We start from the raw sequence: 16,776 nt of genomic DNA, 5'->3' as shown, positions 1-16,776 counted from the left end.
AAATATCATGACATTTAAAGAACAGATTTTACAAGGAATTCCTTCTGAAATTCCAGCAAAAAAAGACTATCCAAAAAATGCGAATAGAGCTCCGAAAAGAAAAGATATTTTATCGATTGAGGAAAAACAATTAGCCATTAGAAATGCGTTGCGTTATTTCCCAAAAAATTGGCATCAAGAATTGGCGACAGAATTTGCAGAAGAATTAAAAGAATACGGCAGGATTTATATGTATCGCTTTAAGCCTGAATATAAAATTTATGCAAGACCAGTTTCTGAATATCCTGCAAAATCTTCTCAAGCTGCAGCAATTATGTTGATGATTCAAAACAATTTAGACCCTGCGGTTGCACAACATCCTGAGGAATTAATTACCTACGGAGGAAACGGCGCCGTTTTTCAAAATTGGGCACAATATCTTTTAGTAATGCAGTATTTAGCAACAATGAACGATGCGCAAACATTGCATTTGTATTCTGGTCATCCGATGGGATTATTTCCTTCTTCAAAAAATGCTCCGAGAGTGATTGTAACCAACGGAATGATGATTCCTAATTATTCAAAACCTGATGATTGGGAAAAATTCAATGCACTTGGAGTTACACAATATGGACAAATGACGGCGGGTTCATTTATGTATATCGGTCCGCAAGGAATTGTACACGGAACTACAATTACAGTGATGAACGCTTTTAGAAAAGTCTTAAAAAAAGATGAAAATCCTGCTGGAAAAATATTTTTAACCGCTGGTTTAGGCGGAATGTCTGGCGCACAACCAAAAGCTGGAAACATTGCAGGTTGTATTACAATTGCTGCTGAAGTAAACCCGAAAGCAGCAACAAAAAGACATGAACAAGGTTGGGTTGATGAACTAATTGACAACATAAAAGATTTAATTTCTAGAGTTCAACAAGCACAAAAAAATAATGAAATTGTTTCGATTGCATACATCGGAAATGTGGTTGAAATTTGGGAACGTTTTGATGAAGAAAATATTTTTATTCACTTAGGTTCAGATCAAACATCGTTACATATTCCTTGGACTGGTGGTTATTATCCGGTTGATATTTCCTATGAAGAATCAAATCGATTGATTAGAGAAGAACCTACCGTTTTTAAAGAAAAGGTACAAGAAACATTACGAAGACACGCAGCTGCCATCAATAAACACACAGCAAAAGGAACGTATTTCTTTGATTACGGAAATGCTTTTTTATTAGAAGCTTCAAGAGCTGGTGCAAATGTAATGGCAGAAAATGGTATCGATTTTAAATATCCGTCGTATGTGCAAGATATTTTAGGGCCGATGTGTTTTGATTACGGATTTGGTCCTTTCCGTTGGGTTTGTGCTTCTGGAAAAGCAGAAGATTTAGACAAGACTGATGAAATTGCAGCAACCGTCTTACAAGAAATTATGGAAAATTCTCCTGAAGAAATTCAGTTACTAATGCAAGACAACATCACTTGGATAAAAGATGCCAAGAAGAATAAAATGGTGGTTGGTTCTCAAGCAAGAATTTTATATGCTGATGCAGAAGGTCGTTCTAAAATTGCAGAAGCTTTTAACAACGCAATTGCCAATAAAGAAATAGGCCCAGTTGTTTTGGGAAGAGATCATCATGATGTAAGCGGAACTGATTCACCTTACAGAGAAACTTCAAATATTTATGATGGAAGTAAATTTACGGCTGACATGGCAATTCATAATGTAATTGGCGATAGTTTTAGAGGTGCCACTTGGGTTTCTATCCATAATGGCGGTGGCGTTGGTTGGGGCGAAGTGATGAATGGCGGATTCGGAATGTTGTTAGACGGAACAAAAGAAGCAGAAGTACGATTAAAAAGCATGTTATTTTACGATGTAAATAACGGAATTGCAAGGAGAAGCTGGGCAAGAAATGACGAAGCTATTTTTGCCATCAAAAGGGAAATGGAACGGTCTCCAAATTTAAAAGTAACTTTACCGAACATAGTGAATGACGAATTGTTAAAAGATTTATTTTAATGGCTACATTATTTAAAAATATCAAAGAATTAATTCAGGTTAGAACAACACCCATTTCTTTTGTATCTGGAAAAGAAATGAAGGTTTTACCAACCATTAAAAATGCTTTTTTAGTAGTAGAAAACGGCTTAATTACTGATTTTGGCGAAATGAAAGATTGCCCAACTACTAAGTTCTCAAAAGTAATTGATGCAACAGGAAGAATGATTTTACCTTCTTGGTGCGATTCTCATACGCACATTGTCTATGCAGGAAACAGAGAAGGAGAATTTGTAGATAGAATTAACGGTTTAACCTACGAAGAAATTGCAAATAATGGTGGTGGAATTTTAAATTCAGCTAAAAAACTACAAACAACTTCTGAAGAAGAATTATATCAACAAAGCAAAGTTCGTTTAGAAGAAGTAATGCAATTAGGAACTGGCGCAGTTGAAATAAAATCTGGATACGGATTAACAGAAGAAGCCGAGTTAAAAATGTTGCGAGTTATCAAACGTTTAAAAGAAAATTATCGGGTAGAAATCAAAGCAACATTCTTAGGCGCACATGCGGTTCCTGCAGCATTTAAAAACAATAAAGCGGGTTATTTACAATTACTAATTAACGATGTATTACCAAAAGTAGCACAAGAAAACTTAGCAGAATACATTGATATTTTTTGTGAAACTGGTTACTTTTCTGTCGCTGATACAGAATTGATTTTAGCAGCAGGAAAAAAATACGGATTGATTCCTAAAATTCATGTGAATCAATTTACTGCAATTGGAGGTGTGCAAGCCGGAATTAAATTCAACGCATTGTCTGTAGATCATTTAGAAGAAATGAGAGATGAAGATATAGATGCGTTAAAAAACACCAAAACAATGCCTGTTGCATTGCCAAGTTGTTCTTATTTTTTGAGCATTCCGTATACTCCAGCAAGAAAAATGATTGATGCAGGTTTACCTTTAGCTTTAGCAACGGACTACAATCCAGGTTCTACTCCATCAGGAAACATGAATTTTGTAGTTTCTACCGCTTGTATTAAAATGAAAATGACTCCAGAAGAAGCGATTAATGCTGCAACTATTAACGGAGCATATGCAATGGGATTAGAAACAAAAGTCGGTTCTATTACAAAAGGAAAAATAGCAAATTTGATTCTTACAAAACCGATTAATTCTTACGGATTTATTCCGTATTCATTCGGAATTCATCTAATAGAAAAAGTATTTATTAAAGGAAAAGAATTTTAAAGAAAACCAACATTGAAAAAAAACATCTTTGAGAACATAAATATTGATTATCAGCCTGGAAAAAAAAGATTTTGGACAGGTAGAAAATCAAATCCAGATATTGAAAATCAATACTGGCATCAAGAAGTAGAACTACAAGATATTAATGATTTGCAAAGAAAAAACTCAACAGATATTGCTTTGTTAGGTTATGTTTGTGATGAAGGAGTTCGTAGAAACTCTGGAAGAATTGGAGCAGAAAAAGGACCTGAAGTAGTTAGAGATCATTTGGCAAAATTGCCAATACATTTTGAAGAAAAAAGTGTTGCCGATTTTGGTGATATCATTTGTATTGATGAAGATATGGAAGCTTGTCAGCAAGGACTTTCTACAAGTGTTTCTAAATTAATTTCAAAGAGTGTTTTTCCAATTGTAATTGGCGGCGGACATGATATGGCATATGGTCATTTTATGGGAATTAGAGATGCAATAAAAAATACTTCTAAAAAGAAAATTGGAATTATTAATTTTGATGCACATTTTGATTTACGTCCGGTTGATAAAAAATCAAATTCTGGAACACCCTTTAATCAGATAATTTCTGAAGTGAAAAAAGACGGACAAACCATAGATTATTTTGCAATCGGAATTCAACGACAATCAAACACCAAAGAACTTTTTAATATTGCAAAAAGCGAACACGTGAGTTTTGCTATTAATTACGAATGTGAATCTTCATCCGAAGAGTTAAATGCTTTAAAAGAAAAGCTTTCTAAGATAATAGAAAGAAATGATTATTTGTATATAACAATTGATATGGACGGATTTTCATCTGCATATGCACCAGGCGTTTCGGCTCCTTCACCGTTGGGATTTACTCCGTATTTTGTGTTTAAAATGCTACACTTTTTATTTGACACCAATAAAGTAATTTCTTGTGATATTGCAGAACTTAATCCTAGTTTAGATCGTGATAATTTAACTGCAAAATTAGCGGCAAAACTCGTAGATTTTATTGTAATGAAACTCAACAAAAAAGACATCTTTTAAGTAAAAGATGTCTTTTTTAGATTGTTAGATTTTTATTATATCATATGAAGCGTATTTACTTCTTGAGAAGTTAATTCTCTATAACGTCCTCTTGGTAAGTTTTTCTTAGTTAATCCTGCAAAAATTACACGATCTAACTTTACAACCTTATAACCAAAATGTTCAAAAATCTTACGAACAATTCTGTTTCGTCCAGAGTGAATTTTAATTCCGACTTCTGTTTTAGATTCTCCAACAACATAATCAACCTCATCAATGAAAACTTTTCTTCCTTCAATAATTACTTCTTCTCTAATTTTCTGAAGATGCTTCATTTCAAACTTTTTATCTAAAGAAGCGTGGTATAATTTATGAACATTATGCTTAGGATGTGTTAATTTTTTTGCTAATTCTCCATCATTTGTAAACAACAACAAACCAGTAGTATTTCTATCTAAACGCCCAACTGGATACACACGTTCTTTAGTTGCATTTTCTATTAAATCCATCACCGTTTTTCTACCACGCTCATCATCCATCGTAGTAATATAATTTTTTGGCTTGTTTAATAAAATGTATTTTTTTTCTTCTGGTGTAATTGACGATCCATCAAAACGAACTTCACTTCCTGGTTTTACTTTAAATCCCATTTCTGTAATTACAACACCATCTACAGTAACATTTCCAGAAGCAATAAGTTTATCTGCTTCTCTTCTTGAAGAAACTCCTGAATTAGAAATGTATTTGTTCAATCGAATTCCGTCTTCTGGATTTGCTTTTGGAGCAATTTTTATTTTTCTATACTCTTTTTTCTTTCCTTGAAAACCACCACTGTTTCCTGATTGTCGTCCTCGCGACGAGTGTTTATCTGTACTCATTTTTTATTGTATTAATTTTCGGCAAAGATACTGCTAAATATTTGATTTAATTTAGTTTATCAATTACTCTTTCTAAGACCAAGGACGGATCTATAAAAAGCAAACTTAGAATACCTAAAAGCAACATTATTTTAAGAATAGTATGTAATAAAATATAATGCTTTTTTAGGTTCGCCTTCCATAAAAAGTAACCAATAAAAATCAATATAATTAAAGAGAAAAGGAAATAATATTTCATATACCCAACTCCAGAATAATTAAGCAAAATAGCTGTTGGTAAAAAAGTAAAAACAATAAATACTATTCCTAATTTTCTTGTATTACGCTCACCATACTTTACTGGAAAAGTGATGTAATTATTTGCAATATCGCCTCTTAAACTTCCTAAATCTTTAATCAGTTGCCTTAACAACAAAACCAGAAATAAAAATGTAGCATGCACAAATATTATTTTTGAAAAATTTTTATAATACACAAAAATGGCAAAAAATGGTAGAATTGTTAAAACTGCAGCAGAGATTAACCCTATAAAAGGATGCTTTTTTAATTTGTGTGAATACAACCAAATTGCAAAAATATACACTGCAAAAAACAAGGCTGCTCTCCAAGAAATAAAAAAGCCAAAAATAAAACCTAAAAAATTAAGTAAAAAATAAATCTTTAATTTTATTTTTTGACTAACAACATTATCTAAACTTGTTTTAATTGGTTTATTAATAATATCTGCTTTTACATCATAAAAATTATTGATGATATAACCAGAAGAAACAACACATACTGACGCTAATACAATTAACAACAATTCATAATCTAACAGAACAAATCGCAGTGATTTTTTTGGGGAAAAAATAAATATTGCAGCTAAATATTGTGCCAATATTAGTACTAAAACATTGTAACCTCTAACAACTGAAAGTAAACTTAATAGTTTGTAAAAAAAAGATGTTGATTTAGAAGTTCTCACTTTTTGAGTTGTTGTGTTTCTAAAATCGATAGACCAATTCTAACTTATAATCTTGGAGTTTTTCTTTTGCCTTTTCGAAATCTTCAGTAAATCCTAAGATATAACCTCCGCCACCAGAACCACACAATTTTAAGTAATAATCGTTTGTAGTAATTCCTTGCTCCCAGACTTTATGAAAAGCGGCAGGAATCATAGGTTTAAAATTAGTTAAAACAACTCTAGATAACTTTTTTACATTACCAAATAATGATTTAACATTTCCATGTAAAAAATCATCAATACAAGCATCTGTATGCAATGCAAATTCTTCGTTTAACATTTTTCTAAAACCTTTGTTTTTCATCTTATTCATAAAGATGTTTACCATCGGTTCTGTTTCGCCAACAATTTCTGAGTCTAACAAAAACACAGCACCTTTTCCTTCTTTTTGTGACGGAATTCCAGCTGGTTCTATATTGGTTTTAGAATTGATTAAAATTGGCAAACTTAAATAACTATTTAATGGATCTAAACCAGAGCTTTTACCGTGAAAAAAAGATTCCATTATACTAAACGTTTCTTTTAAAATCAACAGTTTATCTCTTGTTAAATTTTCTAAAACGGTTATTTTATTATTTGCATATTTATCATAAATAGAAGCAACCAAAGCGCCAGAACTTCCAACTCCATATCCTTGCGGAATTGAAGAATCAAAATACATTCCGTTCTCTAAATCTGCTTTAAATTCATCTAATCTAAAAGATAAATTATTGTCTTTTAATTCTGATAAATAGTTGTAAAATCTACGTAAATTGCCATTAGATTTTATTGCTTCTTCTGAAGGATTTTTTGAAGCTTTTAATGCACCTCTGTAAGTATTATAAGGAATCGCGAGACCTTTAGAGTCTTTTATAATTCCGTATTCTCCAAAAAGCAAAATTTTAGCGTAAAATAATGGTCCTTTCATTTTTTTCTTTTCTTTAACAATTGCAAAAATACTATTTATTATTTTAACGTACAGTAGTTTAAATTATTTCTTGTCTAGGTTTTTGTAGAAGACTTTCCATGTTCCGGCCTTTTTGCCTTTTACATAATTCCCTTTTTCTTTTATTTTTCCGTTTTTATAAAAGGTTTTCCAATTTCCTTCTCTAAAATTATTTTCAAAATTACCTCTAGAATAAAGTTCACCCGATTCGTAATACTCGTAGTGTTTTCCTTCTGTTTTATCGTCTTTATAATTTGTTACAGTTTTTAATTTTCCAGATTCAAAATACACTTTTCTAACTCCGTCTATTTTGCCTTCTTTATAATTTATTTCCTGAAACAGTACTCCGTCTTTAAAATAATACTTTACTAATCCATGAAACTTTTCGTTGTTAGGATTGTCGTTTAGACTAAATCCTTCCATTTGTATAGTTCCATTTACGTAATAATCAACAATCCAAAATCCGTTTTTCTGAACTTTAGGTTTAGGTCTGTAATAAGTTGCTTTTTCTTTTGCTGTTGAATTCCAATTTGCATCGAACCACATAGCTTCTTGAGCTGAAACCGACGCAGTTAAAAACCCAACAACTAACATAAATAGTAAGGTTGAAGTTTTCATAATTAATGGTTTTAGTTTCTGTAATTTACAACTTTTTTGCTCCAAATCCTACGGAATCAAAAATATATTGCTTTTTCTGACAGTAATTAGACAAAATTTCCTCAATAAAATGATTTACTTTTTCCTTCTCATTTTCTGGATACAACACGTGTACATTTGCACCAGCATCTAACGTAAAACAAATTTTACTTTGAGTTTCTTCTCTAAATTTCCAAATTTTATTGATGATTTCCAATGTATTTGGTTTCATCAAAATAAAATACGGATTACTCGTTAACATCATTGCGTGCAATGTTAATGCTTCACTTTCTACGATGTTTATAAATGCATCAACATCTCCGTTTTGCAATATTTTAGAAATCTTGGCAAGGTTTTCATTTGCTTGTAAAAAGCGTTGTTTTGCATACAGATGTTTGTGCATTAAATTATGACCAACCGTACTAGAAACTTGCTTTTCTCCTTTATCAACTAATAAAATGGCATCTTGATAATTTTCAAAAACCGAATGCACTTTATACGGAAATTGTATACCAAATAAATCTGAACTTCCTTTAATCTCTGAATGATTTCCCCAAACAACTAACGGACCTTCTATACTTCTACTTGCGCTTCCAGAACCCAAACGTGCTAAAAAAGATGCTTTTTGATTGATGAATGCTGATGATAAATTTGGATTTAATTCTTTTTCTAAATTCAATAAACACATAGCAATTGCCGATAATCCACTTGCAGAAGATGCAATTCCGCTTGAATGCGGAAAAGAATTTTCTGAGTTAATTACCATGTCATATTCAAAAATATACGGACAATATTCTTTTATTCTTTCAAAAAATTGAGCGATCTTCGGTTTAAAAGCTTCTTTTTTTTCTCCTTCAAAAAACAGTTCGAAATAGATTTGAGACCTTTCGACTCCGCTCAAGGATACATCTCGTTTAACAAAATCAATTGAAGTAATTGTATGACAATTATTTAATGTAAAACTAATGGAAGCGTTCTTTGGAATTTGCGGATCACTTTTTCCCCAATATTTTATCAAAGCGATATTACTTGGTGTTCGCCATTTATATGTTGCTTTTTCTATCGAAAAATTAAGTACTGAAGGAATGAATTGTGCTGTGTTCAAATCGAAAATAATTTGCTGTAAATATAACTTTTTATTGTTACATATTTTCTAATTTTTTCAAAACAGCATCTTTGTATTTTCTACTAATCGGAATTGCTTTTTGAGCAATTTCTAGAAATTCATTTGTGTAAGAATCAATACTTTTTAAGGAAACAATATACGACCTGTGCACTCTTAAAAATTGTTGCGATGGCAACTTTGCTTCAACATTTGTTATGGTTTCTCTTGTAATTATTGTACTATTTTGAGTGCAAATTTTTATATAATCGCTCAAACTTTCTATGTATAAAATTTCTTCAAAATTAACTTTCACCATTTTTCGTTCTGAACGCACAAAAAAGAAATCAGCAGTTACATTCTTATTTTCTTTTGGCGATTCTTCCGCAACAGAAATCGTATCAAAAAAAGTATTTACGGCTTCTAAAAATCGATCAAAAGCAATTGGTTTTAATAAATAATCTACTGCTTTTAAATTGAATCCTTCAACCGCATAATCTCTATACGCTGTGGTAAAAATAACTTTAGATTCTTTACCAATCATTTTTGCTAAAGACAAACCAGAAACTTCTGGCATGTTGATGTCTAAAAACAATAAATCGATTTTTTGAGTATTGATTATTTCAAAAGCTTCCAAAGCATTTTTACAACTTTTTATCAATTCTAAATTCGATATTTTTTCTACATAAGAAACCAATATTTCTCTTGCCATTGGCTCGTCGTCAACAATAATGCATTTGATTTTTTTAAACATCTGTTTTTGTTTTTAAACCATCAATGGAAATTTGCAATTGTACTTTAAATTGATTTTTCGAATGCTCAACAATTAAATTATGCGCATTCGGATATAACATTTCTACTCTTTTATGAATGTTCTCTAAACCAATTCCATTGCCTTGTTTATCATTGCTTTCTGAAGTATTTACAATCTCAAAAATCAGGATATTATGATCAATTTTTAAATCAATGTTGATGGATAATTTTTCATCAATAATTTTACCGTGTTTAAAACTATTTTCTAAAAACGGAATGAACAACATGGGCGCAATTTGAATATCAGAAGTAAGTTCAGATTTATTAAAAGTAACAATTAAGGTGTCGTGGAATCGCATTTCTTCTAAAGAAATATAATCTTCTAAATGATGAATTTCATCAGCAAGACTAACTGTTGGTTTATCAACCTGATATAAAATATAATCCAGTAAATTAGACAATTTTAAAATCATTTCTGGCGCTTCATTTTTCTTTTTTAAAGCAAAACCATAAATAGTATTTAAAGAATTGAATAAAAAATGTGGATGGATCTGCATTTTTAAAAACTTTAATTCTTGCTCTTTAAGTTGCAATTGCGCCTGCAAGATTTTATTTTCTAAGGATTTATTTTTCTCCAAAGATTTGTAATTGTGTGACAAGATTTTAATTCCGCTTGCCAAAACAACAATCAACAGCACACAAACCAAAATAACAGAAGAACTTTTGGTTAACGCTGGCATATTTTGAAATTCTAAATTAAAATAGAAAACAAAACCAAATGCCATCGTCATAAAAACTCCACAGGTAATAAAAACACCTGCATAAACACTATATAAAGCAAATTCTTTGTATTTCTTTTTCAATAAATAATTTGGTAATAAATTATACACAAAAACATAAGAAGCTATAATTGAAATAATACTTAATAAAATAGAAAACCAAAAAATAAACTGTGCGTTTGAAGAACCAACACTAAAGAATGTTTGAAAGAAAAACCAAACCACAAACCAAAAACTTAGATGTAAAATGGATTGTTTTAAAAAATGTTGAAAAGTGGTATTCATTAATGTAAAGGAAATTAAAAAAGTCTTTTAATGCTATAAATATAGACGATTTTAGGTTTCTGAGATGCCAAATACAGGTTTTGTATTGTTTTTGCAAAAAAGGAGCTAATTAGGTTAAAAGGAATAAAATATCTTAATTTGGTCGTTTTTAATTATTTAAAGTGATGAATTAAAATAATTTAGTTCTGAATTTAAAAACTACAAATTATGACACATTTGCTTTCTGATGGCGGACCAACATTTATGTATCCTTTATTAATTTTATTATTAACTTCAGTTTTCCTAATCGTTAGAGGAATTAAAAACAACACAACAAAAAACTTAAACCTTTTAAAATCTATTGGACTTTTTGCGTTGGTTTTTGGATTTTTAGGCTTTACAATTGGTTTGATTGACGCATTAGATAGAATTGTAGAAATCAAAGGAGATATTGCAACACCTGTGCTTGCTGGCGGATTTAAAATAGGAATTCTTCCTCCAACTTTCGGAATGTTTACTTTTTTAGTTGGTAGAGCAGGAATTATTTTATTGACAGGATTAAAAAAAGAAAACTAATCTTTTTAAAAATCACATTAAACTTCTACTTATGATTAAAAAAATACTTTTTATTACTGTATGCTTGTGCTCAATTTTTACATTTGCTCAGACATCAACAAAAACAAATTTAGACAACTTATTCAAAACATTTGAATCAGAAAATAAAGCAATGGGAACTGTTTCTATTTTTAAAAACGGAACAGAAATCTACCAAAAAGACTTTGGTTTTGCTAACCTCAAAACCAAAAAAAGAGGAAATAAATTTACCAAATACAGAATTGGTTCTATCTCTAAAACAGTTACTGCAACTATCATTTTACAACAAATTGATGAAGAAAAATTAACCTTAAACACTTTCGTTAAAGAGTATTTTCCGGAATTACCAAATGCACATAAAATTACGATTGAAGATTTATTAAGACATCAAAGTGGTTTGGTAAATGTTACAAACGATACAAACATTAGGTCTTGGATTACAAAACCGCAAACTCGCAAGCAAATGATGGATCGTTTTATTAAAAACGGAACTGAATTTGAACCGAAAACACAATCAAAATATTCTAATACTAACTTTATCATTCTCTCTTACATTTCAGAAATAATTGATAAAAAACCTTTTAATAAAATACTAGAAGATAGAATTATAAAACCACTACAATTAAAGAGAACTGAATTCGGAAACCCAATTAAACCCAACAACAACGAAGCGTTGCCTTATTATTTTGAAAATAATCAATGGAATTTTATCGACATGCAAACTAATATGTCTGCGCCGATGGGAGCTGGAGCAATTGTTTCAACTTCATCAGAATTAAATGTTTTCTTATCAAATTTATTTTCAGGAAAACTAACTTCTGCTGCTGCTTTAAAAAAATTAATGACTATTAAAAACGGAAAAGGACTCGGAATTATGCAATTCGAGTTTAACGATTTAAAAGTATTTGGTCACGATGGCGGCATTGATGGTTTTCAATCTTATGCTTTATACATTCCAGAGAAAAATATTACCATGGCTTTTACATTTAATGGGTTAAATGCGATGACGATGCCAACTGTAATTTCTATTTTAGAAACCTATTTTAAAAATGACACTTCGTTAAAAAAGACAGTTACACTTCAATTAAAAACGGAAGAATTAGACGTTTATTTAGGAGTTTATAGCGGAAAAACATTTCCTGCGAAAGTAACTTTTACTAAAAAAGGCACTACTTTGTTTGCACAAGCAACTGGTCAACCAATCTTTAAATTAATTTCGCCTAAAAAAGATCTTTTTATGTATGACGCAATGGGAATTCGTTTTGATTTCAACCTACAAAACAAAACAATGGAATTGACTTTTGGCGGGAAAAAACATTTACTTGAAAAAGAAGAATAAGTATAAATTTTAGTTCGTTGTTAAAATACCTTTTTCATTCATTTGAAAAAGGTATTTTTGTATTTATGAATAGAAAACTAAAATTAATCTGGGATTTTAAAGGAGAAGATGGTTTGGAAACTGCAAAACATCACCACATTCATTTAATGGAATTTGCTGCAGCAAAAGATCTATATTATTACGAAATTGATTTCTTAGAACTCACCGAATTTCATAGTATCGCTTATATTATTGTTGATGAAGTTGATATGAAAACATATCGTGATGCTTTGATTCCGCATAGAGGAGAATTGGCGTAAATTTAAAATAATTATGCAAAATATATTTAAAAAGGGAATTCTTTTAACGCTACTTTTTATCTTTTCAGCAAACATCTTGATTGCGCAAAAGAACAAATCATTTGAACAAATTTTTATCGTGAACGATGAAATTGTTTCAAAAGAAAAAATAAACGATTACATGAAATCCGGATTCATAAAAGGAATGAAGAATGGTATTTCTGATGATGAATACATCCGTTTAAAAAAGAAACTCGGAGATATATTGGGCGAAAAGGAATTTATTGCAGTCATCGAAATTTTTTCTAAATCAGAAATGAGAAAGAAAAAAAGAGTTAAAAAAGCCGAAGAAACCTATGCTAAAAAATTTACTAGAGAATATATTTTAAATGTAAATGATACTGCAAAAAATTTTAGGGTAGAAATGGTAAACGGAGAACAAATTCAGTTATCCGATTTAAAAGGAAAAGTTGTTTTGCTTAATTTTTGGGCAACTTGGTGCGCGCCGTGTATCAGAGAATTTTACGAAATGCCGTCTAAAATTTTAGAAAAATATAAAAACGAAGATTTTGTTTTTATTCCGATTGCAATCGGAGAAGACAAGGCATTGGTTTCAAAAAAAATGACCTACTTAAAAGGAAAAGAAATTGTTTTTAATGCAGGATTTGATCCTGAGAAAAAAATATGGAACAAATATGCAAAAGGAGCAATTCCTAAAAATTTTATTATTGATAAGAAAGGAATTATCCGTTTTACCTCAACAGGAAACAACGAAGCAAATGTTGATAATTTAGCCAAAGAAATAAAAAAATTACTAATAGAATAATCACTTAAAACCTAAAATTATGTTTTTAATAAATGCTTTAGCAAAACCAACAAAAAAATCTGAGCAATACGATGAAGTTATCGGTGCGTATGTAAGTTTATACATCGATTATAAAGATATTGAAGGTGCGTACAAATTAGCAAAATATTATATCAAAAGCGAAGGTTGGAAAGTAACCGAAATCGAAGAAGAATATTATACGCTAGATACTGTAGACGATGTTGATGAAGACCAAGTTGAATTGTACGAAGAAGCATTAGAATATGGCTACTCAATTATTTTTAATTGTTTTGAGGAGGAGGATGAGGAATAAAAAATATTTTTAGAAAATAAATTATGGAATTAAACCAGAAAGAGAATTTAAAGAAGAGACTTTTAATCTCAAATCAAAGTCTAAATGAAGCTAAAGATGATCAATTAAAATTGAACGAATCTTTAGAAAAAATAATGACTTGGCTTGTTGGTTTTATATTTGTCTTTTTAGGAGTTTTAATAAGCAATATTGACAAAATTTGTATTAAACATTTTAAATCATTATTTCTTCTTTTAGGTTTGACAATAATCTTTGGTACTTTATCAAGAGTTTTTAGTTATTTATTTAGTCTTTCTTTTATGTCCGCATTAAATCTTTTTAATTTTGAAATAAAACTAGGTTCAAACTTAAGTGAAGAAGATATTAATGACCTAGAAGTTTCTGAAAAAGCAAATGAAATAGTTTCAAGTTACGCACCAAGCAGTAAAGGTTTTATTAACAAAAACGTCAACTTATATAAAAACTTTTTTGTTTTATTTTCCTCCTTAACATTCTTGTTTTTCATAATATCAGTTATAGTTTTAATTTTAAAAATATATTTTTATTTCTAAAACTATTTAGCAATCGCTTTTCCTGCAATAAAACCGCCAGTCCAAGCATTCTGAAAATTAAAACCACCGGTAACGGCATCAATATTTAAAATTTCACCTACAAAAAATAAGTTGTTGTGTTTTCTGCTTTCAAAACGTTTAAAATTAATTTCTTTTAAATCAATTCCGCCAGCAGTTACAAACTCTTCCTTAAACGTACTTTTTCCGTTGGCATTAAACACTCCTTTGGTTAATTGATTGGCTAATTTCTCTATATGATGATTACTTAAATCTGCCCATTTAAAAATTTCTGTAATATCAGAAGCAGCAACAAAACGTTCCCACAATCTTCTTGGAATTTCAGCAAACGGAGATTTTAAAAATACTTGCTTTTTTGGTTGTTTCTTTTTTAAATTCAACAACACATTTACAATTTTATCGGTTGGTCTCGATAACCAATTTACTTCCACATTGTATTGATATCCTTTTTCTGCTAAAATTCGCGCTCCAAAAGCAGACAATTTTAATACTGCTGGACCGCTCATTCCCCAATGTGTAATTAATAAAGGACCTGAGGATTCTAATTTTGTTCCAACAATATTCACAGTTGCATTCGGAACAGAAATTCCTAATAAATCAATGATTCTTTTGTCTTTAATATTAAACGTAAACAAAGACGGAACTGGCTCAATGATTGAGTGATCTAAAGTGGTTACCAATTCCCAAATTTTATTACTACTTCCTGCAGCAATTACTAATTTATCCGCAGTAAACGTTTCGTTTTTTGTGTGGATTTTCCATTGATTATTTTCTTTTTCTACCGAATTTACTCCGTGATTTTTCAGAACTTTTATACCAAGTGTATCAACAGCATTTTGAAAACAATCAATAATTGCTTGCGAAGTATTTGCTTCTGGAAACACTCTGTTATCTTCTTCAATTTTTAACGGAACGCCACGATCATCAAACCACTCAAAAGTATCGCCAGTCATAAATGTATGAAAAGGTCCTAGCAATTCTTTTTCTCCTCTTGGATAAAATTTTACCAATTCTTTGGGTTCAAAACAAGCGTGCGTAACATTACATCGTCCGCCACCAGAAATTTTTACTTTTTGTAGAACATCATTTCCTTTTTCAAGAATTATAATGTCTAAATCTGGATTTTGCTCTTTCGCATTTATTGCTGTAAAAAAACCTGCGGCTCCTCCACCAATGATAATTATTTTGTTCATTTTTTTTTGTTTGTCAGTTCGAGTGTCACGCCAAAGCGTGATGTATCGAGAACTTTTCTTTAAATCATCTCGTTATAAATTTATTTCAACTTCGACTTCGCTCAGTTACCAATAAATTTACTCGATGTGACATTCATTTATAAAACCATTTTTGAATATGAAAGTACAGTTTCAAACCCTTTTTGTTTAAAATAATTTGGTGTGTCTTCGTTTCCAGTTGCCAATACAAAATCTCCGCCCCAAGCTCCCAAGCTTTTTACAGTGCCAAAATAATCAGAAAATAATTCCTTTTTAACTGGATTTAATTTAATAATAGAAGAAATAATGTTTTCATGTTCTTCTAGTATTTTTTTTAAATCTGATATTGAAGTTGCTTTTACAAACTCGTTTGATAAATTGGAAATCTCAGTAATTTCTTGCTGAATATGTTGGTTATTTTTTCTGTATTGCGCAATTCCATCTCTGCTATTTTGCTTTTTATTTAAGTGTACAAAAAATAATTCGTCTTTAAAAAATGGATTGAAATCAACTTGCTTTACAATGGGTTGTTTATTTTTTAACTGATAAAAAATTGGAACATCATTTTTAGCACAAGCAATATCATAACCACTTCCAGAAAAAGCATTCCATAATAATCTATACCCATCAACATTTGCCCAAGTTGCAATATTATTTATTAAGGTTGAAGAACTTCCCAATCCCCAATTTTGAGGGAAAGTTAAATTTGTTTTTACGATGAATCCTTTATCGGTTTGCAAAAAATCCGGATTTAGTTTTCTTGCTTCGCTTAAAATTTTGTGTAACGTTTCTGCAATAAATTCGGCATTTCCTTCTTTATCAGAATTGAAGGTTGCGTTTTTTAAACGGAGTTTTGGTAAATCAAAAATTGCTTCAAACCAACACTCTCCTGTATTTGTAAAACTTCCCCAAACCAATTGCGGTTCTTGAATTGACGTTACAACTAAATCTTGCCCAAATTTTGTAGGCACAGCCAACGATGTCGCTCCGTCAAGAACAACATATTCTCCTGTTAATAATAATTTTCCGTTTGAATAAAATCGAGTCAATTGTTAGTT

The 16,776-nt window shown here is 30.4% G+C and carries 18 protein-coding genes; 9 read left to right on the top strand and 9 right to left on the bottom strand.

Features of this window, described 5'->3' with window-relative positions:
- Window positions 1–7 precede the first annotated feature (7 nt).
- The 3 genes from hutU to hutG are packed head-to-tail and all read left to right on the top strand — an operon-like array spanning window position 8 to window position 4,269.
- Complete coding sequence (gene hutU, locus ABDX67_RS11240) at window positions 8–2,005, top strand: urocanate hydratase (RefSeq protein ID WP_347175128.1); 1,998 nt, start codon at window positions 8–10, stop codon at window positions 2,003–2,005.
- On the top strand, window positions 2,005–3,240 hold the full coding sequence (hutI, locus tag ABDX67_RS11235) for an imidazolonepropionase (RefSeq protein WP_347175127.1): 1,236 nt from the start codon (window positions 2,005–2,007) through the stop codon (window positions 3,238–3,240). The genes hutU and hutI overlap by 1 nt, the downstream gene beginning before the upstream one ends.
- Before the next feature lie 12 nt (window positions 3,241–3,252).
- The gene (gene hutG / locus ABDX67_RS11230) at window positions 3,253–4,269 is read left to right on the top strand and encodes a formimidoylglutamase (protein WP_347175126.1); all 1,017 of its coding nucleotides are present in this window, start codon (window positions 3,253–3,255) and stop codon (window positions 4,267–4,269) included.
- A gap of 35 nt (window positions 4,270–4,304) precedes the next feature.
- Here hutG and ABDX67_RS11225 read toward each other — a convergent pair whose 3' ends face one another.
- From ABDX67_RS11225 to ABDX67_RS11195, 7 genes are all read right to left on the bottom strand, one after another.
- Window positions 4,305–5,126 (bottom strand): pseudouridine synthase, encoded by an 822-nt coding sequence (locus tag ABDX67_RS11225; protein WP_347175125.1) that lies wholly within the window; start codon window positions 5,124–5,126, stop codon window positions 4,305–4,307.
- A gap of 46 nt (window positions 5,127–5,172) precedes the next feature.
- Complete coding sequence (locus ABDX67_RS11220; RefSeq protein WP_347175124.1) at window positions 5,173–6,090, bottom strand: geranylgeranylglycerol-phosphate geranylgeranyltransferase; 918 nt, start codon at window positions 6,088–6,090, stop codon at window positions 5,173–5,175.
- A 19-nt stretch (window positions 6,091–6,109) separates the two neighbouring features.
- Window positions 6,110–7,036 (bottom strand): mevalonate kinase family protein, encoded by a 927-nt coding sequence (locus ABDX67_RS11215; RefSeq protein WP_347175123.1) that lies wholly within the window; start codon window positions 7,034–7,036, stop codon window positions 6,110–6,112.
- A gap of 63 nt (window positions 7,037–7,099) precedes the next feature.
- Entirely contained in the window at window positions 7,100–7,672 is a 573-nt protein-coding gene (locus ABDX67_RS11210; RefSeq protein ID WP_347175122.1) for a toxin-antitoxin system YwqK family antitoxin, read from the bottom strand.
- A 25-nt stretch (window positions 7,673–7,697) separates the two neighbouring features.
- Entirely contained in the window at window positions 7,698–8,795 is a 1,098-nt protein-coding gene (locus ABDX67_RS11205) for a diphosphomevalonate decarboxylase (protein WP_347175121.1), read from the bottom strand.
- Window positions 8,796–8,832: 37 nt separating this feature from the next.
- Window positions 8,833–9,546 carry a LytR/AlgR family response regulator transcription factor gene (locus ABDX67_RS11200; RefSeq protein WP_347175120.1) on the bottom strand — a complete coding sequence of 238 codons (714 nt, stop codon included), beginning with the start codon at window positions 9,544–9,546 and terminating at the stop codon, window positions 8,833–8,835.
- Complete coding sequence (locus ABDX67_RS11195; protein WP_347175119.1) at window positions 9,539–10,609, bottom strand: sensor histidine kinase; 1,071 nt, start codon at window positions 10,607–10,609, stop codon at window positions 9,539–9,541. Before ABDX67_RS11195 ends, ABDX67_RS11200 begins: the two co-directional genes overlap by 8 nt.
- A 207-nt stretch (window positions 10,610–10,816) precedes the next feature.
- On the opposite strand from ABDX67_RS11195, the gene ABDX67_RS11190 reads away from it, so the two are divergent.
- From ABDX67_RS11190 to ABDX67_RS11165, 6 genes are all read left to right on the top strand, one after another.
- Window positions 10,817–11,164, top strand: coding sequence for a hypothetical protein (locus ABDX67_RS11190; RefSeq protein WP_347175118.1), 348 nt, complete (start codon window positions 10,817–10,819; stop codon window positions 11,162–11,164).
- 31 nt (window positions 11,165–11,195) lie between these two features.
- Window positions 11,196–12,521, top strand: a complete 1,326-nt coding sequence (locus tag ABDX67_RS11185; protein ID WP_347175117.1) for a serine hydrolase domain-containing protein — start codon at window positions 11,196–11,198, stop codon at window positions 12,519–12,521.
- 65 nt (window positions 12,522–12,586) lie between these two features.
- Complete coding sequence (locus ABDX67_RS11180; protein ID WP_347175116.1) at window positions 12,587–12,820, top strand: hypothetical protein; 234 nt, start codon at window positions 12,587–12,589, stop codon at window positions 12,818–12,820.
- Window positions 12,821–12,833: 13 nt separating this feature from the next.
- Window positions 12,834–13,625: a TlpA disulfide reductase family protein gene (locus ABDX67_RS11175; RefSeq protein ID WP_347175115.1), complete on the top strand. Its 792-nt coding sequence runs from the start codon at window positions 12,834–12,836 to the stop codon at window positions 13,623–13,625.
- Between the two features lie 19 nt (window positions 13,626–13,644).
- The gene (locus ABDX67_RS11170) at window positions 13,645–13,938 is read left to right on the top strand and encodes a hypothetical protein (RefSeq protein ID WP_347175114.1); all 294 of its coding nucleotides are present in this window, start codon (window positions 13,645–13,647) and stop codon (window positions 13,936–13,938) included.
- Window positions 13,939–13,961: 23 nt separating this feature from the next.
- A complete protein-coding gene (locus ABDX67_RS11165) occupies window positions 13,962–14,489 on the top strand; it encodes a hypothetical protein (RefSeq protein ID WP_347175113.1) in 528 nt (175 codons plus the stop codon).
- A 2-nt stretch (window positions 14,490–14,491) separates the two neighbouring features.
- Here the strand turns inward: ABDX67_RS11165 and ABDX67_RS11160 are convergent, their stop codons facing one another.
- Together ABDX67_RS11160 and ABDX67_RS11155 are read right to left on the bottom strand one after the other, a co-directional pair.
- Entirely contained in the window at window positions 14,492–15,700 is a 1,209-nt protein-coding gene (locus tag ABDX67_RS11160) for a BaiN/RdsA family NAD(P)/FAD-dependent oxidoreductase (RefSeq protein WP_347175112.1), read from the bottom strand.
- A 137-nt stretch (window positions 15,701–15,837) separates the two neighbouring features.
- Window positions 15,838–16,767 carry a GYDIA family GHMP kinase gene (locus ABDX67_RS11155; RefSeq protein WP_347175111.1) on the bottom strand — a complete coding sequence of 310 codons (930 nt, stop codon included), beginning with the start codon at window positions 16,765–16,767 and terminating at the stop codon, window positions 15,838–15,840.
- Between the last annotated feature and the right edge of the window lie 9 nt (window positions 16,768–16,776).

Origin of the sequence: Polaribacter uvawellassae, assembly GCF_039748955.1 — a bacterium.
GTDB lineage: Bacteria > Bacteroidota > Bacteroidia > Flavobacteriales > Flavobacteriaceae > Polaribacter > Polaribacter uvawellassae.
The sequence above is the reverse complement of the archived record's forward strand: the minus strand, read 5'-3'. Positions and strand labels throughout refer to the sequence as shown.

Coding starts and splice junctions, on each gene's coding strand:
- hutU (WP_347175128.1), top strand. CDS start 8: ATGACATTTAAAGAACAGATTTTACAAGGAATTCCTTCTGAAATTCCA.
- hutI (WP_347175127.1), top strand. CDS start 2,005: ATGGCTACATTATTTAAAAATATCAAAGAATTAATTCAGGTTAGAACA.
- ABDX67_RS11225 (WP_347175125.1), bottom strand. CDS start 5,126: ATGAGTACAGATAAACACTCGTCGCGAGGACGACAATCAGGAAACAGT.
- ABDX67_RS11215 (WP_347175123.1), bottom strand. CDS start 7,036: ATGAAAGGACCATTATTTTACGCTAAAATTTTGCTTTTTGGAGAATAC.
- ABDX67_RS11210 (WP_347175122.1), bottom strand. CDS start 7,672: ATGAAAACTTCAACCTTACTATTTATGTTAGTTGTTGGGTTTTTAACT.
- ABDX67_RS11200 (WP_347175120.1), bottom strand. CDS start 9,546: ATGTTTAAAAAAATCAAATGCATTATTGTTGACGACGAGCCAATGGCA.
- ABDX67_RS11195 (WP_347175119.1), bottom strand. CDS start 10,609: ATGAATACCACTTTTCAACATTTTTTAAAACAATCCATTTTACATCTA.
- ABDX67_RS11190 (WP_347175118.1), top strand. CDS start 10,817: ATGACACATTTGCTTTCTGATGGCGGACCAACATTTATGTATCCTTTA.
- ABDX67_RS11185 (WP_347175117.1), top strand. CDS start 11,196: ATGATTAAAAAAATACTTTTTATTACTGTATGCTTGTGCTCAATTTTT.
- ABDX67_RS11180 (WP_347175116.1), top strand. CDS start 12,587: ATGAATAGAAAACTAAAATTAATCTGGGATTTTAAAGGAGAAGATGGT.
- ABDX67_RS11175 (WP_347175115.1), top strand. CDS start 12,834: ATGCAAAATATATTTAAAAAGGGAATTCTTTTAACGCTACTTTTTATC.
- ABDX67_RS11170 (WP_347175114.1), top strand. CDS start 13,645: ATGTTTTTAATAAATGCTTTAGCAAAACCAACAAAAAAATCTGAGCAA.
- ABDX67_RS11165 (WP_347175113.1), top strand. CDS start 13,962: ATGGAATTAAACCAGAAAGAGAATTTAAAGAAGAGACTTTTAATCTCA.
- ABDX67_RS11160 (WP_347175112.1), bottom strand. CDS start 15,700: ATGAACAAAATAATTATCATTGGTGGAGGAGCCGCAGGTTTTTTTACA.